General features: G+C 54.8%; 27 protein-coding genes and 3 tRNA genes. 17 read left to right on the forward strand and 13 right to left on the reverse strand.

Annotation, left to right across the window (positions count from 1 at the left end; all coding sequences use genetic code 11):
- The 10 genes from NTX71_01800 to NTX71_01845 form a co-directional block, all read left to right on the forward strand.
- A partial coding sequence (locus NTX71_01800; protein ID MCX6338638.1) for a class I SAM-dependent methyltransferase occupies window positions 1–729 on the forward strand: 729 nt, incomplete at its 5' end.
- Between the two features lie 109 nt (window positions 730–838).
- Window positions 839–1,243 (forward strand): abortive infection system antitoxin AbiGi family protein, encoded by a 405-nt coding sequence (locus NTX71_01805; GenBank protein ID MCX6338639.1) that lies wholly within the window; start codon window positions 839–841, stop codon window positions 1,241–1,243.
- Complete coding sequence (locus NTX71_01810; protein MCX6338640.1) at window positions 1,209–1,598, forward strand: abortive infection system antitoxin AbiGi family protein; 390 nt, start codon at window positions 1,209–1,211, stop codon at window positions 1,596–1,598. Before NTX71_01805 ends, NTX71_01810 begins: the two co-directional genes overlap by 35 nt.
- A gap of 287 nt (window positions 1,599–1,885) precedes the next feature.
- Window positions 1,886–2,173, forward strand: a complete 288-nt coding sequence (locus tag NTX71_01815; GenBank protein MCX6338641.1) for a type II toxin-antitoxin system prevent-host-death family antitoxin — start codon at window positions 1,886–1,888, stop codon at window positions 2,171–2,173.
- Entirely contained in the window at window positions 2,170–2,595 is a 426-nt protein-coding gene (locus NTX71_01820; protein MCX6338642.1) for a putative toxin-antitoxin system toxin component, PIN family, read from the forward strand. Before NTX71_01815 ends, NTX71_01820 begins: the two co-directional genes overlap by 4 nt.
- Before the next feature lie 229 nt (window positions 2,596–2,824).
- Window positions 2,825–3,277, forward strand: a complete 453-nt coding sequence (locus tag NTX71_01825) for a hypothetical protein (protein MCX6338643.1) — start codon at window positions 2,825–2,827, stop codon at window positions 3,275–3,277.
- A gap of 207 nt (window positions 3,278–3,484) precedes the next feature.
- Window positions 3,485–3,712, forward strand: coding sequence for a DUF4258 domain-containing protein (locus tag NTX71_01830; GenBank protein ID MCX6338644.1), 228 nt, complete (start codon window positions 3,485–3,487; stop codon window positions 3,710–3,712).
- The gene (locus tag NTX71_01835; GenBank protein ID MCX6338645.1) at window positions 3,709–3,933 is read left to right on the forward strand and encodes a DUF2283 domain-containing protein; all 225 of its coding nucleotides are present in this window, start codon (window positions 3,709–3,711) and stop codon (window positions 3,931–3,933) included. The genes NTX71_01830 and NTX71_01835 overlap by 4 nt, the downstream gene beginning before the upstream one ends.
- 216 nt (window positions 3,934–4,149) lie before the next feature.
- Entirely contained in the window at window positions 4,150–4,779 is a 630-nt protein-coding gene (locus NTX71_01840) for a GNAT family N-acetyltransferase (protein ID MCX6338646.1), read from the forward strand.
- Window positions 4,780–4,859: 80 nt separating this feature from the next.
- Window positions 4,860–5,189 (forward strand): hypothetical protein, encoded by a 330-nt coding sequence (locus tag NTX71_01845; GenBank protein ID MCX6338647.1) that lies wholly within the window; start codon window positions 4,860–4,862, stop codon window positions 5,187–5,189.
- Window positions 5,190–5,246: 57 nt separating this feature from the next.
- On the opposite strand, the gene ispG is transcribed toward NTX71_01845, so the two are convergent.
- The 11 genes from ispG to NTX71_01900 form a co-directional block, all read right to left on the reverse strand.
- Window positions 5,247–6,305, reverse strand: coding sequence for a flavodoxin-dependent (E)-4-hydroxy-3-methylbut-2-enyl-diphosphate synthase (gene ispG / locus NTX71_01850; protein MCX6338648.1), 1,059 nt, complete (start codon window positions 6,303–6,305; stop codon window positions 5,247–5,249).
- 226 nt (window positions 6,306–6,531) lie between these two features.
- The gene (locus NTX71_01855) at window positions 6,532–7,953 is read right to left on the reverse strand and encodes a site-2 protease family protein (protein MCX6338649.1); all 1,422 of its coding nucleotides are present in this window, start codon (window positions 7,951–7,953) and stop codon (window positions 6,532–6,534) included.
- Window positions 7,950–9,092, reverse strand: coding sequence for a 1-deoxy-D-xylulose-5-phosphate reductoisomerase (locus NTX71_01860; protein ID MCX6338650.1), 1,143 nt, complete (start codon window positions 9,090–9,092; stop codon window positions 7,950–7,952). The genes NTX71_01855 and NTX71_01860 overlap by 4 nt, the downstream gene beginning before the upstream one ends.
- Window positions 9,089–9,916: a phosphatidate cytidylyltransferase gene (locus tag NTX71_01865; GenBank protein MCX6338651.1), complete on the reverse strand. Its 828-nt coding sequence runs from the start codon at window positions 9,914–9,916 to the stop codon at window positions 9,089–9,091. Before NTX71_01865 ends, NTX71_01860 begins: the two co-directional genes overlap by 4 nt.
- Before the next feature lie 167 nt (window positions 9,917–10,083).
- The gene (locus NTX71_01870; protein ID MCX6338652.1) at window positions 10,084–10,863 is read right to left on the reverse strand and encodes an isoprenyl transferase; all 780 of its coding nucleotides are present in this window, start codon (window positions 10,861–10,863) and stop codon (window positions 10,084–10,086) included.
- Between the two features lie 69 nt (window positions 10,864–10,932).
- Window positions 10,933–12,183 carry an ATP-dependent Clp protease ATP-binding subunit ClpX gene (clpX, locus tag NTX71_01875; GenBank protein MCX6338653.1) on the reverse strand — a complete coding sequence of 417 codons (1,251 nt, stop codon included), beginning with the start codon at window positions 12,181–12,183 and terminating at the stop codon, window positions 10,933–10,935.
- Window positions 12,173–12,781: an ATP-dependent Clp endopeptidase proteolytic subunit ClpP gene (clpP, locus tag NTX71_01880; protein MCX6338654.1), complete on the reverse strand. Its 609-nt coding sequence runs from the start codon at window positions 12,779–12,781 to the stop codon at window positions 12,173–12,175. The genes clpX and clpP overlap by 11 nt, the downstream gene beginning before the upstream one ends.
- Before the next feature lie 74 nt (window positions 12,782–12,855).
- Complete coding sequence (tig, locus tag NTX71_01885) at window positions 12,856–14,163, reverse strand: trigger factor (protein ID MCX6338655.1); 1,308 nt, start codon at window positions 14,161–14,163, stop codon at window positions 12,856–12,858.
- Between the two features lie 164 nt (window positions 14,164–14,327).
- Window positions 14,328–14,403 (reverse strand) — tRNA-Gly (locus NTX71_01890).
- A 200-nt stretch (window positions 14,404–14,603) separates the two neighbouring features.
- Window positions 14,604–14,688: transfer RNA gene (locus NTX71_01895), tRNA-Leu, on the reverse strand.
- A 202-nt stretch (window positions 14,689–14,890) separates the two neighbouring features.
- A tRNA-Lys gene (locus NTX71_01900) sits at window positions 14,891–14,966 on the reverse strand.
- A 600-nt stretch (window positions 14,967–15,566) separates the two neighbouring features.
- On the opposite strand from NTX71_01900, the gene rpiB reads away from it, so the two are divergent.
- The 6 genes from rpiB to aroD all read left to right on the forward strand — a co-directional run bounded on the left by rpiB (window position 15,567) and on the right by aroD (window position 21,748).
- The gene (gene rpiB, locus NTX71_01905; protein ID MCX6338656.1) at window positions 15,567–15,995 is read left to right on the forward strand and encodes a ribose 5-phosphate isomerase B; all 429 of its coding nucleotides are present in this window, start codon (window positions 15,567–15,569) and stop codon (window positions 15,993–15,995) included.
- Window positions 15,996–16,287: 292 nt separating this feature from the next.
- Window positions 16,288–17,010 (forward strand): deoxyribose-phosphate aldolase, encoded by a 723-nt coding sequence (gene deoC, locus NTX71_01910; protein MCX6338657.1) that lies wholly within the window; start codon window positions 16,288–16,290, stop codon window positions 17,008–17,010.
- Between the two features lie 184 nt (window positions 17,011–17,194).
- A complete protein-coding gene (locus NTX71_01915; protein MCX6338658.1) occupies window positions 17,195–17,641 on the forward strand; it encodes a peptidylprolyl isomerase in 447 nt (148 codons plus the stop codon).
- A 575-nt stretch (window positions 17,642–18,216) separates the two neighbouring features.
- Entirely contained in the window at window positions 18,217–19,818 is a 1,602-nt protein-coding gene (locus NTX71_01920) for an MBL fold metallo-hydrolase (GenBank protein MCX6338659.1), read from the forward strand.
- A 201-nt stretch (window positions 19,819–20,019) separates the two neighbouring features.
- Window positions 20,020–20,769, forward strand: a complete 750-nt coding sequence (locus NTX71_01925; GenBank protein ID MCX6338660.1) for an MBL fold metallo-hydrolase — start codon at window positions 20,020–20,022, stop codon at window positions 20,767–20,769.
- 220 nt (window positions 20,770–20,989) lie between these two features.
- A complete protein-coding gene (gene aroD / locus NTX71_01930; protein MCX6338661.1) occupies window positions 20,990–21,748 on the forward strand; it encodes a type I 3-dehydroquinate dehydratase in 759 nt (252 codons plus the stop codon).
- A gap of 177 nt (window positions 21,749–21,925) precedes the next feature.
- On the opposite strand, the gene NTX71_01935 is transcribed toward aroD, so the two are convergent.
- Both NTX71_01935 and NTX71_01940 read right to left on the reverse strand, forming a co-directional pair.
- Window positions 21,926–23,578 (reverse strand): DNA methyltransferase, encoded by a 1,653-nt coding sequence (locus NTX71_01935; protein MCX6338662.1) that lies wholly within the window; start codon window positions 23,576–23,578, stop codon window positions 21,926–21,928.
- 2 nt (window positions 23,579–23,580) lie between these two features.
- Window positions 23,581–24,192 (reverse strand): hypothetical protein, encoded by a 612-nt coding sequence (locus tag NTX71_01940; protein ID MCX6338663.1) that lies wholly within the window; start codon window positions 24,190–24,192, stop codon window positions 23,581–23,583.
- 218 nt (window positions 24,193–24,410) lie between these two features.
- Between NTX71_01940 and NTX71_01945 the strand changes: the two genes are divergently transcribed.
- A complete protein-coding gene (locus NTX71_01945) occupies window positions 24,411–24,872 on the forward strand; it encodes a hypothetical protein (protein ID MCX6338664.1) in 462 nt (153 codons plus the stop codon).
- Window positions 24,873–25,103: the final 231 nt, after the last annotated feature.

Genomic DNA, 25,103 nt, shown 5'->3' on the forward strand with positions numbered 1-25,103 from the left:
TTCAACATCACTGAGAGTGCTCACCGCATCCACAACCCGTTCACACCCGAGAAGCTCGCCACTCTCGGCGCAGCGCTGCGTCTGGAAACGGGGACCGGAGTGCTCGACCTCGGCAGCGGTTCGGGGGAGATGCTGTGCACTTGGGCACGCGATTACGGCGTCATCGGCACCGGCATCGACATGAGCCAGTTGTTCACCGAGCAAGCTAGACTACGTGCTGAAGAACTCGGCGTCGCCCATCAAGTCAAGTTCATCCATGGCGATGCTGCCGGCTATGTCTCTGACGAGAAGGTCAGTGTGGCAGCCTGTGTCGGTGCCACTTGGATCGCCGGGGGAGTCGCCGGCACTATCGAGCTTCTGGCGCGAAGCCTGCGCACCGGAGGGATCATCCTCATCGGCGAGCCCTACTGGCGGCAGTTACCACCGACAGAAAATATTGCCCAGGAGTGTCTTGCCAACTCAATCTCCGACTTTCTCATGCTTCCAGAACTTCTCGCGTCTTTCGGCCACCTTGGCTACGACGTCGTTGAAATGGTTCTGGCTGACCAAGACGGCTGGGATAGATATGAGGCGGCCAAATGGCTCACCATGCGCCGATGGCTTGATGCCAATCCCGACGACGAGTTCGCGAAAGAAGTTCGAACCAAACTGACCTCGGAACCCAAGCGCCACGCCGCTTACACGCGTGAATACCTGGGCTGGGGTGTGTTCGCGCTGATGCCACGGTGATGAGGGGATTACCGGGCGACTCAGAAAGTGGGGAAAATCCAACCCATGCCTAACAACTCATTCAAGCCGACGCCGCTTCGCGGCGCGGCTTAATTCAGGCGTATGACCTATGAAACAGAGATATTATTCTAATATATACTGGCACTTTACGGGATCCCCAAGAGGTATTGATTGGGGTGCTTGTAAAAAGCCGAAGGATATTCTGCTCCAAGGAAAGCCTCGGCCTCCCGAGGAAGCATTGCATACGCTCTTTTCAATACTTGAGATCAGAAAGCTGTTGGCAACATGTGATGAACGCATTTCTGAAAAACTAAAAACTCAAAAGTTCTGTTGTGTTACAGATATTCCATTAATGGATCTTGAGCTTCATTCTAGATATTATGGGGAAGTAGCTTTAGGATTTAATTGCTCGCGGATCCATATGGATTTTAATCCAGTCCTTTATTTTTCCAAGCCGAAATTTCCCAAGAAGATACCATATGCCGGAAGGAGGTCGGGAGCTCATCGTAACTGACTATGATGACATCGATATTAATGAATTTAATATTGAGCAACTTCCAGACGGCAAGTTCAAATTGACTTTAAAAGGACCACAATTGTTATTATTCGCATCTGAGATAAAGAGTGACAGCATTGATCGTTATTTCGCAAATCATTTAAAGGTCACTACCTTTTCCCCCCAAGTTGGAGAATCCTTCTATCAGGAACGAGAATGGCGACACATAGGCGATTTTTTCTTTCTCAGAAACTCTGTTGAAGCAGTTATAGTTCCAAGACGCTTAAGGAAGAAGGCACAGGAATTCATGCTTTCATCGAACGATTATTCGCATGTTTCAGTTCTTACATGGGAGTTTTTAAGACAAGCATAATAGGATGAAGTCATAACAAATCACTGGTGCGGACGCATAAAGACGCGCCGCACAGTTCAATCGTTCGCGCCGCTAATGCGGCGCGAACAAGTCATTCGAGCGGGCGCCCCCGCAGGGTGGGGCTATCGCCTTGCCAGCGCGGATGCGCGAGCGCTCGTGCGCTCGCTCCTCCCCGCGTCCCGCTTAGCGGGAGCGCCGCTCAATTCCGTCGTTATGTGTATAAAATGAGGTTGACATTGAGTGACATATGAGTATACACTTGAGTATACTATTGGAGGACAATAGCTATGAGATTTGTAAGCATAAGGGACTTGCGAGGGAAATCCGCGGAGGTCTGGAAGAGGCTCCGGGGAGAAGGGGAAATGATTATCACCAGTAACGGCCGGCCTATCGCCATTCTCGCAGCGGTCAGCGAGTCGAACCTCGAAGAATCTTTGGCGGCATTTCGTCAGGCGCGCGCTGTTGAGGCGGTAGCGAGCCTTCAGCTCCGGTCGGTCGAGCAGGGGACCAGCAGCATCTCACGGGATGAGATCGACGCCGAAATCAAGGCAGTGCGCAGGAAGCGCGCGCAATGAAGATAGTCCTCGATACCAATGTCCTCGTGGCCGGCCTCCTGTCTCCGTTCGGGCCGTGTGGCGAGATTGTGCGCATGGTTTCATCAGGTGACCTGACGCTGTATTTCGACTCTCGCATTTTATCCGAATACAGTGAAGTCCTTAGTCGTTCTAAATTCCGGTTCCAGGCAGACAAGGTTATTGCCCTACTGGATTATATCGAGCATCGCGGCCATATAGTTGCTTCTTCCCCTCTTTCCGTCTCTCTGCCGGATCCGGGCGACCAGCCGTTTCTTGAAGTTGCTTTTGCCGGCCGGGCGGTATGCCTTGTTACAGGTAATCACGCGCACTTCCCTTCCAGATTGTGCCAAGGAGTCAAGGTCTTGTATCCGAGCGACTTTCTGACTTTTTACAGGAAGCATCGTAAACTAAAGAGCACATAACAAATCGCTCCTGCCGATGTGCTTGCGCACACGGCAGAGCTTCACGTTAGACGGATAACAGAAACCCTGAAAATGTGATACAATACAAACATGAAAGTCATTCGCAATCAATCAACATTGAAAAAGATTTCTAAGGAGGATGACAGCTTCGTCCGCGCTCCTGCTGCGGAACGTATCTCATTCATGTGGGAGTTGACGGCTGAACTTTGGTCGCTCAAGGGGTCGGAGTATGTTGAACGAAGATTACCGCGACATGTTACAAATCTTACTCGGCAATGAGGTGCGCTTCCTTGTTGTCGGGGCCTATGCCCTGAGCGCCTACGGATACCCTCGCGCAACCGGTGATTTCGACATATGGGTCGACACCTCCCCGGAAAACTCAAGTAAAATTTACGCTTCGCTTACGGAGTTCGGGGCTCCTCTGACCGATATTTCAGAACAGACGTTCACTGAAGATGGCATTATATTCCAGATCGGCATTGCCCCCCGCCGCATCGACATCATTACTCATATCGACGGCGTTCGATTCCAAGATGCATATGAGGCAAAAAAGGTCATTGAAGTTGAAGGCCTGAGAATTCCTTTCTTATCAAAAGAAGATCTCATAAAAAACAAGCATTCAACCGGCCGCGAAAAAGATAAATTGGACGCTGAGTATCTTTCCAGAAATCAGGACGGCTAACATAGTGATCCGAGCGGGCGCCTCCTTGGGACTGTCGCCTTGCCGGCGCGAATGCGCGAACCTTTGGTTCGCTCCTTCCCGCACCGTCTGCGGGCGCCGCTCAATTCCGTCGTTATGCGGCAGAAGAAACGATTAATATCGCAGCTACAAGGAAATATTCGAAAAATGGCTCATGATCATTTATGATTGCTAAGCAAGGGAATCTTAATGAAGATAAAATTCTCACGCCATGCTCAGAAACGATCAAAGCTGTACGCAATATCTGAATCGATTATAAAGCGTCTCTTGTCGAACATGGATTTGAAGGAGGGAGAGCATGAGATTATACGAGAGGTAGCCGGATTCAAATATCCTCTAAAAATTATTGTCGTTGTCGAAAAGGATTCGGCAACAGTGATAACAACCTATCCATTGAAAAAAAGGAGAAAGAAATGAAGGTACATTACGATCGCAAAGTTGATGCCCTATATATAAAACTCGGGAATCAAAAACCCGATGGGGTTGTGGAGATTTCTGAAGGGGTCAATCTAGATACAACGTCCGAAAACAAAATAGTTGGCATAGAAATTCTTAACGCTTCCGAGAAGATGAATATTAAAACCATCCTTTCTTATGAACTTGAATTCGATAAGAAATTGGTGTTAAAAACCGCATAACAAGTCGCTCCACCGGATCACCGGGAAATCCGGCGCCCGGTGAGCTTCACGTTCACTCCTCCCCGCGGCGGGTTCAAAGCCACTCACCCCGACGTTCCGATCGCATTTTCCATTACACCCTCGCAATTGGCATTTCTATTGGCCGCAGAATGAAATATCATGTATGCACTCTTAGTTCACCAGGCCACTGATCATTGCCAATCACGGGGTGTCTCCATGGCAGATATCCACGTCCGCAAAGTCATGCGAGAGGACATTCCCGTCCTCGTGCCGAGGCTCGCGCTGGCCTTTGCCTCCCAGCCGCTGACAAAGTGGATACTCGGCGATGATGAAGAGGCGTTGAAGCGGGGGGAGCGCGTTCTGAAACTGGATTTTGAGAATGCCCTCCAGTACGATATCATGCTCACCACCACCGCCCTCCAGGGAGCGGCCCTGTGGCACCCGCCTGACAGGAAGCAAACGGCATGGCAGGGCATCGTGTGGCTGTTGAAACTCATCCAGATCATTGGCATCAGCCGGAATCTCCCGGCGCAACTGGAGTCTTTCTGGAAATTTGAGAAGCTGTTCCCCAGGATACCCAACTACTATCTGTCAATGCTCGCGGTTGCCCCGGCCTTCCAGGGACAGGGCATCGGCTCGGCCCTTTTGCAACCCGTCCTGGAACTCTGCGATGCGCGCGGCATCATCGCCTACACGGTGACAGACACAGAGCCGAACGTGGTCTTTTACGAGAAACAGGGATTCCGCGTGAAAGACATCATCCCCATTCCACGGGCCGGCCTCAAGGCGTGGACGATGTTGCGGGAACCGCGCGGGCATGCGTATGGTACTATGGCAAGCGTATGAATCTTATAGAGTACCATAATCGAGGTGGCTAAGGGAAATAAATTGGGTATAACTAATTGTAAAGCAATGAATTGTGAAGAGTGTCCCTTGCGTGGAACATTCTGGATGAGATACTCCACGGCGTCATTCTCTGCAGGGACTACCAGCAGACGGTCGCCCTCTGGAGGCCATTTGGTGAGATGAAGCTGGGGCTCATCCGCCTCGTGGAACTCGTGGCGGCAATCACGTTCGTTGCCATCTACGCGCTCCGCTACGGACTCCTCTATGGCATCGGCGCGGGCGTCTCCATGGGATACGGCTCTTATGCCGTGATGCCGATAACACACGAGATCGCGTGTGCCTGGTTCGCGGGTAGCTTAGTTGAAAGCATCGCGGGGGCGATATTGATAGGTTTGATCATCAAAGAGTAGCGGTAACGACATAGCCAGGCGGGACGAAGAGAATAAGAAGGGGCGGGGAATACGCGGTCAGTCTATTTTTTTTATTTCCTCGATCAGAGCCCTGACGAACCCCTTCTCGCCAACCGTGCGGACGATCTTCCCCTTGCGGAATATCACTCCCGAGCCCTTTCCCCCCGCGAGGCCGACATCCGCCTCGCGCGCTTCGCCGGGGCCGTTCACGGCGCAGCCCATGATTGCGACTTTGATGTCTGCTTTCACATTCTTAATCGCAGCCTGAACCTCGTCCACTATTTTCACAACATCAATCTCGCACCGGCCGCAGGTGGGGCACGATACGAGCGTCGGGCCGAAGCTCCTCAGGCCGAGGGACTGGAGAAGCTCCTTCGCAATTTCCACCTCGCAGATGGGATCGCCCGTGACCGAGACCCTTACCGTATCGCCTATCCCCTCGAGCAGCAGGTGCCCGATCGCGGCCGCCGATCTCACCGCGGCAATGAGCGGCGGCCCTGCTTCTGTCACACCGACATGGAGAGGGTAATCGGTGATCTCTGAAACGAGCTCATAGGCCCGTATGGTGTCGGTTACCGAAGAGGCCTTGACGGATATCTTGATCAGATTGTGTCCCGCGTCTTCGATCCTTTTCACACAGGTGATCGCGCTCTCCGCGAGCGCCCCGGGCGTCGGCCCCCCGTGATCCTTCAGGATGGATTGCTCAACCGAGCCGGAGTTGACACCGACACGGATTGGAATTTTCCGAGCCGCGGCGGCACGTGCGATCTCGGCGATCCGCTCCGCTCCGCCGATGTTACCAGGATTGATGCGGATGCCGTCCATGCCCTCTTCCATTGCGATGAGCGCCAGGCGGTAGTTGAAATGTATGTCGGCGACGAGCGGCGTGGCGACCTCCCGCCTGATCTTCCCGAGGGCGCGTGCGGCCTCCTCATCGGGCACCGCCAGCCGGATGATCTCGCACCCCGCCCGGGCGAGCCGCGCACACTGCTCCACCGTCGCCCCGACATCGGCGGTCGGTGTCTTGGCCATCGACTGCACGGAAACCGGCGCCCCGCCGCCGATGGGAATACTGCCGAGAGTGATCTGCGTGGTTTGTTTACGCGTGATTTTCATATTCTATTTCAGCCGCAGCTAAACTCTTATTAATGGGAGCGCCTAATCTTTTACATATCCACGCGCTGTCATTGCGGGCGGAGTGAAGCAATCTCTTGCCTCTCAATAAGTTGAGATTGCTTCGTCGTCCCGCTTAGCGGGACTCCTCGCAATGACGTGACAAACATTTCCTTCTTTCAGTAACAACAGCTGCGGTCATTTCGTTACAGCTGCTTTTCCTACGCCGTTACGGCTTCTTCTCCGGGGCCGGCGTCGGCGCGCCCGCCTTCTCACCGAAGACCATGCGCGAAATGCCCTCTCCCCACCGCCGCATGATGTCGTTCGCGGAAATCAGCACCATCAGCGCAATAAAAATGGCGACGAATATATTCTGCATCACCGTCATCGCTTGAACACTCAGGGGCCTGCGCCTCACCCTCTCCACGAGCGCGATGAGCATATGTCCGCCGTCGAGCACCGGGATCGGAAGCAGATTGAGCACGGCGAGGTTGACGCTTATGAACGCGATCACGTAGAGGAATTGCAGAAGACCCGCCCGCGCCGAGTAGCTCATGATCTCCACGATGCCGATCGGGCCCGAGAGCCCCCGGGGCGATACCGCGCGCAGCACGAGCCCCCTCAGCGTGAGGTACATCTCGCGGACATTCCCGGCAACCTGTGAGAAGGGGTTCCTGTGGAGATAGACCACCAGGCCGTTCGTCGCAAGATCATCCATTGACACATCCAGCCGCGGACTTATGCCGATCGCCGGGTATTTGAGCTCCGGGTGATAGCGGGGGGTCACCGCCACGGTGACGTGATTTCCCTTCCGCAGCAATTCGATCGCGACCGGCGCCCCCTCGTGCGACCTGATTATCTTCATCAGCTGTTCCCAGGAATAAATTTTTTCACCTCCAGCGCCGATGATAAAATCCCCATCCCTCACGCCGGCTGCTTCCGCCACGGAACCCTTCACCACCTCCACCGATATGAGGTCGCGCGGCAGTATCCCGATTCGCCTGAGTTTGAGCTTTTCGTCCCTCTCGGGAACGATCCGCTTCGAGAGCCGCTCGCCGCCCCTCTCGAACACGACGTTAATCGCAGGGAGGGTGGAGTAGACGATCGATTTCGTCACCTCCTCCCATCGCTCAACCAAGCTCCCATTGATCTGGAGGACGCGATCGCCCGGTTTCAGCCCCGCGTTTTCGGCGGGCGAATGCTCAAGGACGCTCCCGATTACCGTGTCCGCCACGTTCGCGGGGAACGGGAAACCGTGCAGATAGATCACACAGTAGATCAGGAACGCGCTCAGGAGATTCATGAGCGGCCCGCTCGCGCACACCGCGAGTCTCGTCGCGATCGGGCTCGCGTAGTAGCCATCGCTGACGCTCCGCGGATCTATCCCCTCCTCGAACTCCATGCCCGCGAGCTTGACGTAGCCGCCCACGAGAATCAGGGAGATCCGGTACTCGGTGCCTCCCCTCGTGAACCCCCAGATCTTGGGCGGGAAACCGATGGAGAAAACCTCCACCCGTATTCCGCGCAGCTTGGCGACGATGAAGTGGCCGAGCTCGTGGAGGAACACGACCACGCCGAGCGCAACGATGCCCAGGACGACCGGGAAGATATGCGCCGAGCTCCAGTTAAAAAGGGCGAGCGCGCTGTTCATGTTGGCCCCCTCGTCTCTCGCCGCGCCCACGCGTCAGCGCGGAGTACCTCGTCGAGCGACGGGTGATCCACGCTCGTGTGTTTCTGCATCACCTCTCCCGTTAAAGCGGGGATAGTGGTAAAAGGAATTTCTCCTGCCAGGAAGCGCTCAACCGCGATTTCATTGGCCGCGTTCAGGACGGCCGGTAATGTGCCCCCCACCTCCATCGCTCTTCTGGCGAGCTCCAGCACGGGGAAGCGAACAGGATCCGGCTTCTCGAAGTGCAGCGCCCTCAGGTCATCCACGCCGAGCGATCCCCAATGCCCGGCGATCCTCCTCGGATAAAGGAGAGCGTACTGGACCGGGATGCGCATGTCGGCAGCGCTCATCTGGGCGATGACCGATCCATCCTCGAATTCCACGAGCGAGTGCACCACGCTCTCCGGGTGCACCACAACGTCGATCCTTTCCGGCGCGATGCCGAAGAGCCACCGCGCCTCGATCATCTCGAGCGCCTTGTTCATCATCGTGGCCGAATCTATCGTCACCTTCTTCCCCATTTCCCACCGGGGATGCTTGAGGGCGTCCTCAGGGGTCGCCCGGGCCATCTCCTCCAGAGACCAGTCCAGGAACGGACCGCCCGACGCGGTGAGGATCAGCCGTTTCACCTCGCCGCGCGCCCCCGCCCTCAGGCACTGGTGCAGCGCGCTGTGCTCGCTGTCAACGGGCATGATTTCCACCCCCCGCGCCGCCGTTTCTCTCATGATGATCTCGCCGCCGCAGACGAGGACCTCCTTGTTGGCAAGGGCGACCCCCTTGCCCGCCCTGATCGCCTCCAGTGTCGGCACGAGGCCCACCGCTCCCACGATCGCGGAAACGACCGTGTCGGCCTCCTCCATCCGGGCGAGCCTGGCAATCCCCTCTTCCCCCCCGAGAACCTCGACCATCCCGCCGACCCGGTCACGCAACTCCCGCGCCTTCGACTCGTCGCTCACCGCAACCATGAGCGGATGGAACCGTTCGATCTGCTCGCGGAGCACCGCGATGTTCCTGCGCGCCCCGAGACCCACCACGCGCAGTGCGTCGGGGAAGGCGGCGGCCACCTCGAGGGTGCTCACGCCGATCGAACCGGTCGAGCCGAGGACGACGATTTTTTTCATCTGCTGTATACCAGGTAAAAGTAGAGGACGGGGAGCGTGAGGAGAAGGCTGTCGAGGACGTCGAGCATGCCGCCGATTCCGGGAATGGAGCCGCTCGAATCCTTCAGGTTCGCATCCCGCTTGAGCATTGACTCCGAGAGATCACCCACCTGGCCGACGACATTGAGCACCGCCCCCATGGCGAGCGCGGCGGGGAGCGAAAAAGCGCAGGGGAACCATTTCCAGATGATGAGGCCCGCCAGGATGCCGCCGGCGAGGTTCCCGGCGGCCCCTTCCCATGTCTTCTTGGGGCTGATGCGGGGAATGAGCTTGTGGGTCCCGAAGGCGCTCCCCACCGCGTAGGCGAGCATGTCCCCTCCCTTGACGATGAGAAAGAGCGCGAAGATGAACCACCTCCCGTCCAGACCGGGGTAGTACATCACCTTGAAGATAAAAGACCAGAGCCAGGCGACATACACGAACCCCGAGAGGATCCCGGCGATGTTCCCCATGGCCCGCTGGGAATCGCGCTCGAACGCCTGGAGAACGAAGAGCCCGATGATGAGCGCGACCGCCGCGATATACTCCAGACCGTCATTGTCATGAGGGAAATAGCTGTCGAGAAAAACAGTGGAAACGAATATCACCGTGGCCGCTGCGCCATAGAACTTGAACACCTTCATCCCCTTCGCGTCGAGCATGCGGAAATATTCGAGCGTGCCGCCGAGGGCGAGCAGGTTGCCCACCACCAGGGGTATAATTGCAGCCGCCCCGTGACAGAACCAGACGGAGACGATGAGTATGCCGATGAGAAAAAGAGCACTGCCAACCCTCAGCAGAAACATGCGCTCACCTCACTCACTATCCAGCCCGCGCGAATGAGCCCCGTCCCATTGATTTTGGGATTTAAGATCTGCCCGCCCGCAGGCAACAATGCGTATGCGCATTGGGTACGGGCATACAGCTACCCCGATCACTCCTCCATAATGTGTCATTTGGGATCCGGGATTTGTCATTTGGTATTTGTACTTTGTGATTTGGGATTTATTTCTCCCTCCACCCCTCCGAACCTCCTCTCGCGCCCCTGGTAGTCGAGGAGGGCCTCCACAAAGTGCGGCCTGCGAAAGTCAGGCCAGCAGACGGGGGTGACATAGAGCTCGGCGTAGGATATCTGCCAGAGCAAAAAATTGCTCACGCGCATCTCGCCGCTCGTGCGGATGAGGAGGTCGGGGTCCGGCATCCCCGCCGTAGAGAGGCTCCTGGAGATCAGCGCCTCATCCACGTCTTCAGGCGCGATCTCTCCCCGCGCGCTCCTCGCGCAGAGGGCGCGCGCCGCGTCAGTGATCTCACTCCTCGCCCCGTAGTTCAGCGCGAGCACAAGGGTCAGGCCTGTGTTCGCCGCGGTTCCCCTGACCGCCGTCTCTATCGCTCGCTGAACGTCCTCGGGCAACCCCTCAATCCTCCCGATCGCCTTGAGGCGGACATTATTCCGATTGAGCTCGCGCTCCTCCTTCTTCAGGAACCGCTTGAGGAGGCTCATGAGCGACGAGACCTCGCGCCGGGGCCTCTTCCAGTTATCCGCCGAGAAGGCGTAGAGCGTGAGATAGCTGATGCCGAGCTCCCCCGCCGCCCTCACGACCTCGCGTATCGAATCGACCCCCGCCCAGTGACCCCTGATCCGCGACAAACCTCTCGAGCGCGCCCATCTGCCATTCCCGTCCATGATGATCGCAACGTGCTTCGGGATGCGCTCACTGAGGAGGCGATTGTCTGCTGTGGAACTGCTTTTCATAGACCCAGTTACGATTCTATTCTACCGGCAGGAGAAAGGGGGGACGGTCGACGTCAGCGCCGCACTCCATCAGGCAATCTTCTTCCCTTTCTGGATATGCTCCATGAGGGGTTTGCCGCTCCCCCTCACCGCGTCCTCGGTGATCGTGCAGCTCGCGAGCCCGCTCTGCGAGGGTACCTCGTACATGACATCCAGCATTATTTCCTCGAGCATAAGCCTGAGGGCGCGGGCCCCGGTTCCCTTCTCAATCGCTCGCCGGGCCAGCTCCTGGAGCGCCCCTGGAGTGAAATTGAGCTCCACCCCTTCCATCGCGAGCAACGCCTTGTACTGCCGCACGATGGCATTGCGCGGTTCGGTGAGTATCCTGACGAGCTCTTCTTCGCCGAGCGCGGAGAGGGCGGCAACCACCGCTATGCGGCCGACGAACTCCGGGATCATGCCATATTCGATCAGGTCTTCCGGCTGCACGTGCGAGAGGATCTCGCCGCGCCGCTGCTCGTCCCTCCCGGCGAGCTTCACGCCGAAGCCTACCCTCTTCCTGCCCAACCGCTTCGTGACGATTTCCTCCAGGCCGTGAAACGTTCCGCCGCAGACAAAAAGAATATTCGTCGTATCAACGGCGATGTACTCCTGCTGCGGGTGTTTGCGCCCCCCCTTGGGCGGCACATTCGCCACGGTCCCCTCGATGATCTTCAACAGCGCCTGCTGGACCCCCTCGCCGGAGACATCCCGCGTAATGGACACATTGCTCACCGTCCTGCGTATCTTGTCGATTTCATCGATATACACGATGCCGCGCTCAGCCCATGGGGTGTCATAGTTCGCCGCCTGGAGCAAGCGGAGGATCACATTTTCCACATCCTCTCCCACGTACCCCGCCTCCGTGAGCGTCGTGGCGTCGGAGATGCTGAAGGGAACATTGAGAATCTTCGCGAGGGTTTTCGCGAACAGCGTCTTCCCCGAACCCGTCGGGCCGATGAGGAGAATGTTGCTTTTCTCCAGTTCGACATCGGCTTTTGTTTTTTCGTGCGTGAGGCGCTTGAAATGGTTGTGGACGGCGACCGATATCGAGCGCTTGGGCTTCTCCTGGCCGATCACGTACTCGTCGAGGTGGCGCTTGATCTCCGCCGGCTTTGGGACTTTCAATCGCCGGGGTTCGGGGGGCTGGTTGAGAAAGTTCCTGCACAGCTCGACGCACCGGTCGCATATATTCGCCTCGTGCCCCGCGATGAGCTTCCCCACTGCGCCACGGTCGCGCCCGCAGAACGAACAGTACGTCGCCCCTCCGCGCTCCTGCGCACCCCGCGCCTTACTTGCCACCCTTGACCTCCTTCTGGGTCACGATCACCTGATCAACGAGGCCGTACTCCTTGGCCTCCTCCGAGGACATGTAGAAATCCCTGTCGGTGTCGCGGGCGATCGTCTCAAGGCTTTTGCCCGTGTGGTGCGCGAGGAGCTCGTTGATCTTTTCCCGCAGCCTCAGGATCTCCCTCGCCTGGATGCTGATATCCGCGGCGGCCCCTTGGACGCCACCCCACGGCTGGTGGATCATGAGCCGCGCGTGCGGGAGGGCGTAGCGCTTTCCCTTCGTCCCCGCGGCGAGGAGGAGCGCCGCCATGCTCGTCGCCTGCCCCACGCAATAGGTATTGACGTCGCACCTCACAAACTGGATCGTATCGTAGATCGCCAGGCCCGCCGTCACCGCTCCGCCCGGTGAATTAATGTAGAGATTGATGTCCTTGTCAGGGTCCTCCATCTGAAGAAAGAGCATCTGCGCCACCACAAGGTTGGACGCATTGTCATCGATCGCCGTACCGATAAAGACGATACGGTCCTTGAGAAGCCGAGAGTAGATATCGTACGCCCTCTCGTAGCGGCCGGTCGTTTCAACGACCATCGGTATGAGCTGATTGTTCATAACACCTCCATGACCCCACGTGTCTCACTATAACTGTAGCACGGTGAAAAGTCGATTGGTACGAAGAAAACGTGCTACTCCTTCGACTCTTTAATACGCGCGCGCCCCACGAGAAACGCGGTCACCTTTTCCATTTTGATCTCTTCTTCCAGGGCGCCCATGCGCCCCTCCTTCTCCAGCGAAACCTTTATCTGCTGAGGCTCCCGCTTCAACCTCACGGCAATCTGCCTGATACGCTCCTCCCGCTCTTCGGCTGAAACCGTTATCTTCTCCCGCTTCGCGATCTCATCGTAGATGCAACTGAGCGTGAGGTTTTTCTCCGCCTCCTTCCGGGATGCCGCCATCAGCTCTTCCTTGCGTTCGAGAATTTCTTCCTTGTTCACTCCCTGGCCGAGAAGCCTCGCCGCGGTTTTTTCAGCGATCGACGCCGCCTCGGCGCTCACCCGCGTCTGCGGCAACGGCACCTTGTGATGCTCCAGCAGGTAGTTGTTGATCTGCTCGACGACGCTCCGGTGCTCCCGCGCCTCGGCATATTTAAGGAGATCGGCCCTGATCGCGGCGCGCAGTTCGTCCTGGTTTGTGTAATCCCCGAGCTCTCTGCAAAAATCATCGGTGAGGGCGGGGGGCTTCTTCTGCTTGATCTCCCGGAGGATGACGGTGAAAGAAGCCTCCTTCCCGCGGAGGTTCTCCTGAGCGACGTCGGGGGGGAGGGTGAGCGTGAACGAGCGCGTCTCCTCTGGTCTCATGCCGTTCATCTTGTCGCAGAAGCCGGGGAGGAAGGACCCTGTATTCATCTCGAGCCACAGGCCTTTCCGCTCGTCAAAGATCTTCCCCTCAACCGCGCCGGAATAATCAAGGAGCGCGAAATCGCCCGCGGCGAGCGGCCTATCCTCCACGGGGAGGAATTCCGCGTGCTGATCGAGCAGCATGGCGATGTAGTGCTCGACCTCCTCATCTTTTACCGCGGCCTTTTTCCTCACGGCCTTGATGCCGCTGTACCCGCCCAGGTGAAATTCCGGCCACACCTCCACCTCAACCTCATAGCGGAACGGCTCTCCCCCCGCGAGCGGGAGCTCCTTTATATTGATGGTTGGATTGATTGCCGGCTTGACCTTCTTTTCCTTCAACGCCTCGGCGAATGACTCCCCCACGAGCCGCTCCTTGATGTCTTCCTTCACGCCTGAACCGAAATGGAGCTCCAGAACCTTCCTCGTGGCTTTGCCCTGCCTGAAGCCGGGGACATTGGCTGTCAGTGACAGCCGCTCGTAGGCAAGCTGGACCTCCTGACTCACACGCTCCGCGGGTATCTCAATCCTGAATTTTTTCTTGCACGGGTCAATCGTTTCTATCTTAATGTTCATTCCCGCATTCTTCTCGCTCATCTAAACACTCACTCTCCTCGCTTCGCTTCAGACCTTTGATGTCCCCCTGTGTCACTGAGCGAACTAATTTATGGAGCCCCACGGGCAAGCCCGTGGTTCCTCCATCACTTCGGCGGAATCCGCGTTCCGACGCTGAAGCTCTGGAGCGCAGGCGGATAAAAAAATGGAGCGAGCGAAGGGATTCGAACCCTCGACAGCCACCTTGGCAAGGTGGTGCTCTACCAGCTGAGCTACGCTCGCCCTTACTACAGCAACAACAGTTGCTAGTTTCTAGTCACTGGACTTTAATGCAAAACCCGGCTTTATTATGCCAAAAATTGTCGTCCAGCGCATTGATTGCAATGGCTATTTTCTAGAAACCATTAGCCGGGGAGTATTGTTGCAGTCATCGTGGCTTCTATCCAGGAACCAGTAACCAAAAATTGTTTTTGCTGTAGTACTGGTGCGAGAGGGGGGAGTCGAACCCCCACGCCTTTCGGCATAAGATCCTAAGTCTTACGTGTCTGCCAGTTCCACCACCCTCGCGCTGATCGCAGTTTAGAGTCGCGAGTTCCGAGTCACGGGCACACAGGGAGCAAAGGAAACAATTTGAAGTGCACTTTCTAAAACATAGGATTCCCGAAACCCGAAACTCGTAACCGTAGTTGCCGCAGCATCGAACTTTTTTGTTTCCTTCTGTGCTTTGCCCCCCGTAACCAGTAACCAGGAACCGTAGTTGCCGCAGTAATGGTACGCCACCTGGGACTCGAACCCAGAACCCCCTGATTAAGAGTCAGATGCTCTACCAGTTGAGCTAGTGGCGCATTTACCAACCATATGATATCAATGCTTAGGAGAAGGGTCAAGTCCCGTTGACTCATTAATAACCAAGAAACTATCACTCACTGAAAAACACGGTAATCCTTTTGCTCGCGGTGTTCTATTTTCTGAGCGTTCATCTCGGGAGAAAACTGAAACTCAATATCCTCCTAAAGAAAATCTACGAGAAGGCAAAGAGGTTTTTCCAGATCCCCGCATTCAGTCAATATGCACTTGCGGATGGGATCTACAGAATCCTCTTTGATACAAAATGGAGATACTCGCCGGCAAAAAAGACCTGTTCCATCCAACCAAGGCAAATTCTGCTATCGTTCGCCAAAACCTAAAAAATGGGGAAACTCCAGGGGGCTTTTGAATGGTAATGGGTCAGTTTTGCAGGGGTAACGGTAAATGATGTTCGCCACGGATTTTCACGGATAACCACACGGATGGCCGCAGATGAAGCTTTCTTTTCATCTGTGAATATCCGTCATAATCCGTCCCGCTTAGCGGGATCCGTGTGCGAAGTGTTGTCTCGCTATCCTGAGCGCGCGCCTGAAGGAAAGTCAGCAGATCCGAAGCCGGAACGCGTCAGGAAAGTAGCTCTGGCCGCCGACCACGGCGGGTTAGAGCTCAAAAATATTTTACGGGGCTATATTGAGGATCTGGGCTACTCGGTAAAAGACTTCGGCACCTACACGAAGGAGTCGGTTGACTACCCCGACTATGCCGCCAGGGTTGCCTGCGCGGTTGCCGAAGGGGCATACGACCGTGGCATCGTGGTTGACGGCGCTGGTATCGGCTCCTGCATGGCCGCCAACAAAGTGAAGGGCATCCGGGCTGCTATGTGCTACGATCTCAAGACCGCCATCAACAGCCGCGAACACAATAACGCGAACGTGCTCACGCTCGGGGGGCCTCTCCTGGAGACAACAGCAGCGAAGGGGATTGTGAAGGTATGGCTGGAGACACCTTTCGGCGGCGGCCGGCACCAGCGGCGCGTGGATAAGATCATGGCATTGGAAAAACCATAAACTCGAAAACCGAAACTCGAAATCTAAAACACAATGCACATAACTTTTTTCTGTTTCGTGTTTAAAATTTTTGGTTTGTTTCGGATTTAGGGTTTAGAGTTTCGGGTTTATTATCGGTAAATCGGGGGAAACTATGGATAAAACAGAACTTGCTCGACTGGTGACCCAGGAGGTGCTCGCGAGAATCAAGGGCGTGCCGACATCGGGGGATGGGCCGACCTGTACGCTGGCGGATGTCTGCTCCGCCTGCGGACGCTGTGTCATCGCGAGAGAGGATGCCGTCCGGCAGTTCATGCACAGCGGGGCCTCCCGCATCTCGGCGTCGAGGGGCGTGGGGAAAGTCGCGGAGGATCTCGCGCAGAAGATCGACCACACGCTCCTCAAACCCGACGCCACCGAGAAACAGGTGAAAAACCTCTGCGCCGAGGCGATGGAATACGGTTTCTGCTCTGTCTGTGTGAATCCGTGGTGTGTACCCTTGTGCGCGAAGGTGCTCCGGCGGAGCGGCGTGAAGGTGTGCACGGTCATCGGATTTCCACTCGGCGCGACCACTCATGAGACGAAGGCGTACGAAACCAGGAACGTGATCGGCGAGGGGGCGCAGGAGTGCGATATGGTCATCAATATCGGCGCGCTGAAGTCGGGCGACTACGGGCTTGTCGAGCGGGATATCCGGGGCGTGGTGAGGGCCGCGCGGTCGAACACGGTGGTCAAGGTGATCCTCGAGACCTGCCTCCTGACCGATGAGGAGAAGGTCAGGGCATGCGAGATTGCCAAGAAGGCGGGGGCTGATTACGTCAAGACGTCAACGGGGTTCAGCACGGGCGGCGCGACGGCCGAGGATATCGCCCTCATGCGCAGAACGGTGGGACCCGAGATGGGGGTGAAGGCTTCCGGCGGCGTCCGCTCCAAGGAAGACGCGGAGAATATGGTGAAGGCGGGGGCGACGCGCATTGGCGCGAGCGCGAGCGTGAAGATCGTCTCGGGCAAGGAGACGGGCGCAGAAAAGTACTGAATCAATTCAAGTCGTTTAAGTCGTGCCATGTAGTAAAACGCATTTGAGAGGGAGGTATAGTACCGTGAGTCATAGATGGATAACCATTATTTGCCTGCTGCCGTGCGTCGCGCTTGTGGCTTCGTGTTCCATGTACAAGACCTCCGCGAAGAACGGAGCACCCGTCGCCGTTGTCGATACCACGATGGGGAAAATCGCGTTCAGGCTCTTTCCCGATAAGGCTCCCAGGGCGTGCGAGAATTTCATCCTCCTGACCCAGCGGGGATACTACAACGGGGTCATTTTCCACCGGGTGATCAACAATTTCATGATCCAGGGGGGAGATCCCACCGGGACGGGGCGCGGGGGAGAGAGCGCATGGGGAGGCGCCTTCGAGGACGAGTTCAGCCCCGATCTCAAGCATGACAAGGCCGGGACTGTATCCATGGCAAACGCCGGCCCGAATACGAACGGCAGCCAGTTCTTCATCACGCTCGCCCCGACACCCTGGCTTGACAGCAAGCACACCATCTTCGGAGAGGTGATCGAGGGCATGGACGTAGTGAAAAAGATTGGCGAGGCGCAGACCGGGATGGCGGATAAACCCCTCCAGAATGTGGTGATGGAGAAGGTGAGCATAGAGTACCGTTGAGCGGCCCACCGCCCCGCAGGTGAGATGCACCGCACCGATTCGCCCCCCGCATGAATATCCAGAGACTCAATACAACCAAATATGAAAACTACCATGATAACCACAGCGCGGCCGTTGGCCGCAACCAATTTTTACCACTGAACCTGCCTGCCGGCGGGCAGGGACACTGAATTCACTGAACACAACATTCTACGGTAAAAAAAGTTACGAATACCAAGCGCAAAACTTTCTCAAATTAGAAAGTTTTGCACACTTGTAATACAGATGAACACGGATGTGAAAGCGGTTATTGGTTTCTGGTTACCAGTTTCTAGTTCCTTCAATTATAGTATCCATTTTAATCTGCGTGCATCCCTGCCGGCAGGCAGGTGCGTTCATCCTGTTTCGTGCGTATCCGTGGTGCATCATATGTCAATGCGTACTGTTGTTCCTCATTGGTGACGAGAAACCGGAGACCACCCTCGGGGATTTTCCGTGAAAATTAAAGCCACAATCGCGCTCCGGGGTCTTGTGCCCGACGCCCCTCTGTTTCACGTCATCTCTCCGGGCATGTATTCCGCCCCAGGGGTCAGCGGATGAAGCGCCCCTCCTCTCTCTCCACCGTGCAACGGCTCAAGGGCTTTATCGGCGTCTTCGTCTGTGCGGCAGCCATGTGCGCTCCACGCGGCCAGGGAGACGCCGTGGCGCGCGCCGCCTCCGTGCGTGTGACCTTCCTCGACGTGGCGGGCGATGGAGAGAAGGCGCAGGATGACAAAGCGGATGATCTCTACATGCGGCGCGTGAAGCGGTACTGGGGCAGCGGCGGCATTGGAGATTCGATTCTGATTGAAACGGGAGAAAAGAATATTCTCATCGACGGCGGCCTCTGGACCAAGGGCCGGTCCGTCGTGCTCCCGTATTTGAAGGAGCGGAAGGTCAAGCGGCTCGATACGGTCGTTCTCACGCACCAGCACGGAGACCACTACGGCGGGTTGACGGAGATCCTCGAGGGCATTCCGGTGGGGGAGGTGCTCACGAACGGCCTCACGCACTCCGCGAAGGCCTACGGGAAATTCATGGAGGCGGTCAAAACCTCGGGAGCGAAGTACCGGGTCGTAAAGGGAGGAGAAGGGCTTGACTGGGGAGGGGGAGTGAGGGCACGGGTGCTCCAGGTGGGAGGCAAGGGCATTCCTCAAGATGATTATAACAATAATTCGGTGGTGGTGCGCATGAGCCTCGGTGACGTGCATTTTCTCTTCCCGGGCGACATGGAGGATGATGAGGAGAGCGCCCTCCTCTCGTCCGGCAGCGAGCTCCAGAGCCAGATACTCAAGGTCGGGCATCACGGGAGCAGCTCTTCATCCACGTACGCGCTGCTCAAGCGGGTGCATCCGGCGATCGCGGTCATCAGCGTCGGCGAGGGGAACCGGTTCAGCCTCCCCCATCGTTCGGTGATTGACAGGCTCGAATCGGCCGGGTGCACGGTCTACCGCACGGATCTCGACGGGAGGGTCGTGGTGACGAGCGACGGCAAGACATGGGCCGTTGAGACGGAAAAGAAGAGGGCCGCCGGAGCAGTGGCCAGGAAAACGCTGAGCGAGGCGTTCTACAAATACGAGGGGGCGGCGATACGCTCCATGCGCGCGAGAGACTACGCCGCGGCGGCGGATTCTTTCAAGAAGGCCCTGGGGATCGAACCGCGGGACGCATCCGCGCGGAGCCGCCTCGGCTACTGCTATAAAAAAATGGGGCGAAGAGAAGATGCGGTCGAGGCGTTCAGGGAGGCGCTGGCGGTGGAACCGTGCGACCCGTACGCGAACCTGCATCTCGGGTTGATTAACTTCAGAGATGACAAAAAAGCGGCACTCAAGTATTTTGAGGATTACCTGAAATGCCAGCCCACGTCGAAATGGTCCTTCCTCGCCGAGGAGAAGATAAGCTCTATCCACAGCACGTGGGGCTGGGATCTGAAAAAGCAGGGGCGCGAGAAGGAGGCGCTCGCCGAGTTTGAAAAGGCCATCGCCATCTGCCGGGACAACGCCTTCCCCCATTTTCAGCTCGGCCTCATGTATGCCGGCAGCGATAAGGAGCGCGCGAAAAAGGAGCTCGCGAAATACCTGGAGCTTGAACCTAATGGCACATACGCGGAGACCGCGCGCGAGAAGCTCAAGGACCTCGAGGGCGCGCATGCCCGCTAGTGTAGTGCGTCTAACGCTTCTTTACATTTGTTTGGCTCATGACGGATTTTTATGATCGACAAAACAGAATCTGTAGGGGCCCCGATAAATATCGGGGCCCTCATCGAATGCCTTGGTATGCAGCGGGTTCGATAAATCCCTGCCTGCCGGTAGGCAGGGAACCCCTACAATAAAAGCAGAAGAATAATTCAGGCTAGCGCCATGCACCTTGTAATACTCGGCTCGGGTACCGGCGAGCCCTCTGTGAAGCGGGGGTCCCCCGGCATCCTGGTCGCGGCTGGTGACCGGCGCGTGCTCATTGACAGCGGCTCCGGCACGCTCAGGGCATTGCTTTCACAGGGGGTCACGTATCTGGATATTGACACAATCTGCTACAGCCACCTCCACTGCGACCATATCTCTGAACTTGCCCCAATCCTTTTCGCGATGAGAAACATGACAGTGCCCCGGCAGAAAGCGCTCACGCTCATCGGCCCACCGGGTCTTGAGTCGTACTACCACAGCCTGCGCGAGCTCTACGCGCCCACCCTCGATCCCGCGGGGTACAGGGTGCGGATCGAGGAGATCGGCGAGGGGGTGCTCGAACGTGGTGAGGCCACGTACCGGGTCCTCCCGGTGAGCCACTCGGCCTCGTCGATCGGCTACCGCCTTGAATCGGGTGGGAGGAGCTTCGCGTATTCAGGTGACACGGCGTACTGCGACAACATGGTCGCGCTCGGGCGCGATGCCGACCTGCTCGTGCTCGAGTGCTCTTTCCCTGACGAGCGGGAGGCCGAGGGGCATCTGACTCCCCGCCTCGCGGGCGCCATCGCGTCGCGTTCCGGATGCAAGAAACTTCTCCTCACCCACTTCTACCCCCTGTGCGAGGGATTCGACATTCTCGGTCAGTGCAGGAAGGTTTACCCGGGAGAGATCATCATCGCTTCAGATGGGATGGGGCTGGACATATAGACTAAACTTCAACCAAACAGCAAATTAACTTGCGGAATTATCTATTTAACAAACCTTTGGCATAGTTATGCCCTTATGGCGATTCCCCACAGGGAGGACCAAAAAATAATACTTGACTATCTGACACCCGATTCAATAAAATCCCCCTTTAACTCTTGCCAAGCATTACAAGAAATGCTATCATATCACTGTCTTGCGAAAGAAAGCAGGAAAGCAGCCAATGAACTCTATTAAAATAGGGCAGCTTTCTATCGGAGCGATCCCGCGGATTGTAGGAACTGTGTCTTCCCAAGACATCTTCCAGAATCTCGATTCGCACGAATCGCTTCCCTGTGACATTATTGAACTGCGACTCGATGAGATGTGGCCTGTCGATGACTGGTGGATGGAGAAGTGTGCCTCCCTCGAATCGCTTGGGTATCCGGTAATCCTCACCATACGTGCGGAGAATGAAGGAGGTAACTGGAAGGGAACCATGGAGGAACGCTTTTCAATCTTTACACGCGCCCTGCCAAGCATATCTGCGGTTGACATTGAGTTAAGCAATGGGGTGTCCTCCAAAATCTGCGAACACGCAGCAAAGCAGGGCATTAAATTGCTCATTTCCTTTCACGACTTTAACCGCACGCCCCCTATCGAAGAATTGCTGGCAAGGGTCAGTGAAGCGCGGGCAAAAGGCGCGGACATTGCTAAGATAGCTACAATGGTGAATTCGGCGCAAGATATTACCGTGCTCTCATCCCTGACAGCTAAAGCGAGCAAAGATAATCCGATATGCGTAATCGGGATGGGGAAACACGGCGTATCCACGAGACTGTCATTGCCAGCCATCGGTTCAGCATTGACTTATGGCTACCTTGATAAACCCAGCGCACCGGGACAGCTTCCCTGTTCGTCGCTGTGTCAACGATTACGCGAAGTAGTGCCTTCATTCAACGAAGACTTAATCATCAGAAAACAAATCCTAGAATACGTCTGAAGCAAAGTCGTATCAACTTGTGCTTCAATGCTTCCCCGTGCACTTCTTTCCGGTCTTTCGTTCAACTTTCTTATGCTCGATAGACATAAATGCTGATATGGCCTCTTTTACTGTGAGGGGGGTGAAGAGATAGAGGCTGTGTGCGATAGGATTTTTTAGCTGGCATTAGATTCTCCTTTAAGTAAGCTCCAATTGCTCTCCTTTTTCTGTATGCCGCTCCGCTTTTTTGAAGGTGGTGCTAACCTGCTTAACCGGCGGCATTTTTACCTGCTTCCCCGTCAGAAGATCCTCAATCGTTAGCAATTGAATCTTGGGATATTTCTTGTTCCATAGCTTCGACTCATAGAATCCAGCCGTTGCCGCTTCCGTCTTCATCGGCTTGGTCGGTTCCTCCATGGAGATCAAAACACCGATTGCGGCCTTCTCGCGGTCCACGACTCCGCGCAAATCCCGGATATGCGAAACGGTGGCATTACCGGCTTTGACAGATATGACTACTGTCTCAAACTTCCCGACCGTATCGCCTTGAAAGACAATCTTCCCGTCAATGCCCTTGTCCGCTCCCTTCTTGCCTTCCGCTGGACGCGCGCCGACAAGACCCAATGCCCACCATTGAAATTGATATGGGTCTGATTCTGCCAATGCAGCCGCATCCGGCACGCTCACAGGTTCGCCAACAACGGAAAAATAAGGTTTACCTGGAGATTCCTTTACTCCTTCAGCTTTCATATCGCGGCTTATAATTTCAATTCCGAAGGTATCCTTGAGGCGTTGCTTCATCAGGGTTATGGCGAGGTGTGTGATATCTATTCCTATCCAGTGACGTTTGAGTTTTTGAGCTGCGGCAATAGTCGTTCCGCAGCCGCAAAATGGATCAAGAACTGTCCCTCCTTCCGGGCATGAACTTTGGATAATTCTTTCTAGAAGCGCAACCGGTTTTTGTGTAGGGTACCCGAGACGTTCGCCCCCGGAAACTATTTCGATGTCGTTCCACCAATCTCCCAGGGGAACGCCTTCCTGTTCGTCAAGGTATCGCTTGAATCGTGGTATGCCCTTTCCGCCCCTTGGCACGACAACAAGACCCTTCGCATCCGCTTCCATCATGCGTTCCTTGGTCCATCTCCATACCTTTGTTATGCCTTTGAACTCATACGTAAGATTTGGACGGTCGGGATTAGGATTCAATAGACTGGTCAACTGATATTTCCGCCCTTTTTCATCTGTAAGGCTATATTGCTGTTCAGATTTCTCGGGATCATACGGCAGATATATCGGCGACCAGTAAACCGTCTCTGCATTCTTGGCAAAGGCAAGAATCACATCATGCGTTGATGCTAACCTTGTGAAGGCATGTCCCTTTGGATGTGACCGACGCCAAACGATTTCATTTCGGAAGTTCTCCGGTCCGAAGACAGCATCCATAAGCAGTTTCAGGTAGTGACTCGCCGCAGGATCACAGTGCAGATAGATACTTCCGGAAGACTTCAACGCTCGGCGCAATTCAATCAATCGAGGGCACATCATCACTAGATATGCCAGCATATCGCATGGGCCGAGGAAAGTGCGGAATGCCTGCATCACATCTGCCACTTTCCCGCCTGTTGTCACCAGTTCTGCAAATATCTTTTCATCTTCTTGACTCCATGTCCATGTATCTTCAAATGCCTGTATTTGAGATGCGGCGCGAGAACCATCCTGTTCCTTGAAAAGTACATTGTAGTTTTGATTACTCTTGAAAGGGGGATCAAGATAAATGAGATCAATGCTTTCGGAAGGAATATCGCGCCTCAGAATGTCGAGATTGTCTCCATAATATAATGTGTTTTCCATTTTTACCTCATTTCCTTAAGATATTTATATAGCGGTGGATAATCTGAGTATTTGCATACGATCTTGAATCCTTTATCACTACATATCCTCACTATTATTGTCTGAGCCCATCTATTTTCTGCAAAAGTTAACACTAGGGCCTCATGCCATTCTCTACCTGATCCTTTAAATCGGATGTCATAAAATCTGGGTTCTCTTGAAGCAAACTCCACTGTATCTAGTATATCCGTGGTAAAATTTACACCCATATTTCCAATATCATATTTTCTGATAGCTTTGTCCGATGAATATTCTATGAACGCACTTCCAGTGGGGATATCTTCTGGTTTAAGGTTTTTCATGTCATATACCGAAGCCTTAACCTCGCTTAGGGGATAATAACCGCTCTGTGACACGATAATATGCAATTTAGCTGAGGGCTGATCTGAACTAGGTATAACATGAAGATAACAAACGCTATTCGCCATTCTTATTTGCTGAAGTCCAGGGGAAATGATCGAGACAAGAAATCCAGTAAGTCCGATCCCTATAATTATTGTAGATATTGCCTTCCCATGATTCTTATATAGTTTTTTATTGGCCTTCATAGCTAACCCCAATATCACCAAGAGCATCTGGCTGCTGCTGGATGCATATATAAGAGGATCAACGTACAGAAAAGCCCGGATGATCCAATACAAACCGATTGTGCATAGAAGGCAGAACGCTGCATAGGTAACAAACGACAGATTCTTGAGTTTTGCTCTCCATTCCATGCCCCAAGTTTATCAAATTTGACGCTCATCTCTTATCACCATTACTTGTTATAATTTGAATCGCGGGAGGGATCATTATGGACATCCAAACTATTGCCGCCGCTGGTGCCGCTTGTCAGCAGGCTGTAAGCATCGTTCAATACTTTCTCAACAAGAGCAAAGAAGCCGCTGTCCAAGAGAAAGCTATTGAGCTGAGAAATACTATCTTTTCCATACAGGAGTATTTGTTTTCTGTACAAGCGAAAAATGCAGAACTGCTGGAATCTTGCCGCGAATGGAAAGAAAAAGCCTTGAAGAAAGAAGAATGGGCGAGAGAGAAGAAGAAATATACGCTTAAAGAAGTTATTCCTGGATCTTTTGTGTATACGCAGAAAAAACAAACTGATCTCTCTGAACCATTGCACTGGCTTTGTACAAATTGTTTCAAGGATGAGAAGAAATCTATTCTCCAGTTTAAAAAGATTCACACATTTGGGCCATCTTACTTTTGTTTTGAATGCAAAAATCATTTTGTCGTTCCTCCATCTATGATGCCTTAAGATTCAAGGGTTGATACAATATAGATATATATATGTCAACATAACTGCATAAAGATAGCCTCTTGTCGTTAGGTTTTTGAGGTACTTGTTGAGAGGGTATACTCTCCTTAACTTATAACCACGGGTAACAACAGATTAACACGAAGGATAATGTCCAAAGTGAAAAGTACAAAGTATGTTAGTGCTTCTGAATCTGTGTTCATCCGTGTTCATCTGTGGCTAATCATATTA

The organism is Candidatus Auribacterota bacterium (assembly GCA_026392035.1).
GTDB lineage: Bacteria > Auribacterota > Tritonobacteria > UBA1439 > UBA1439 > JAPLCX01.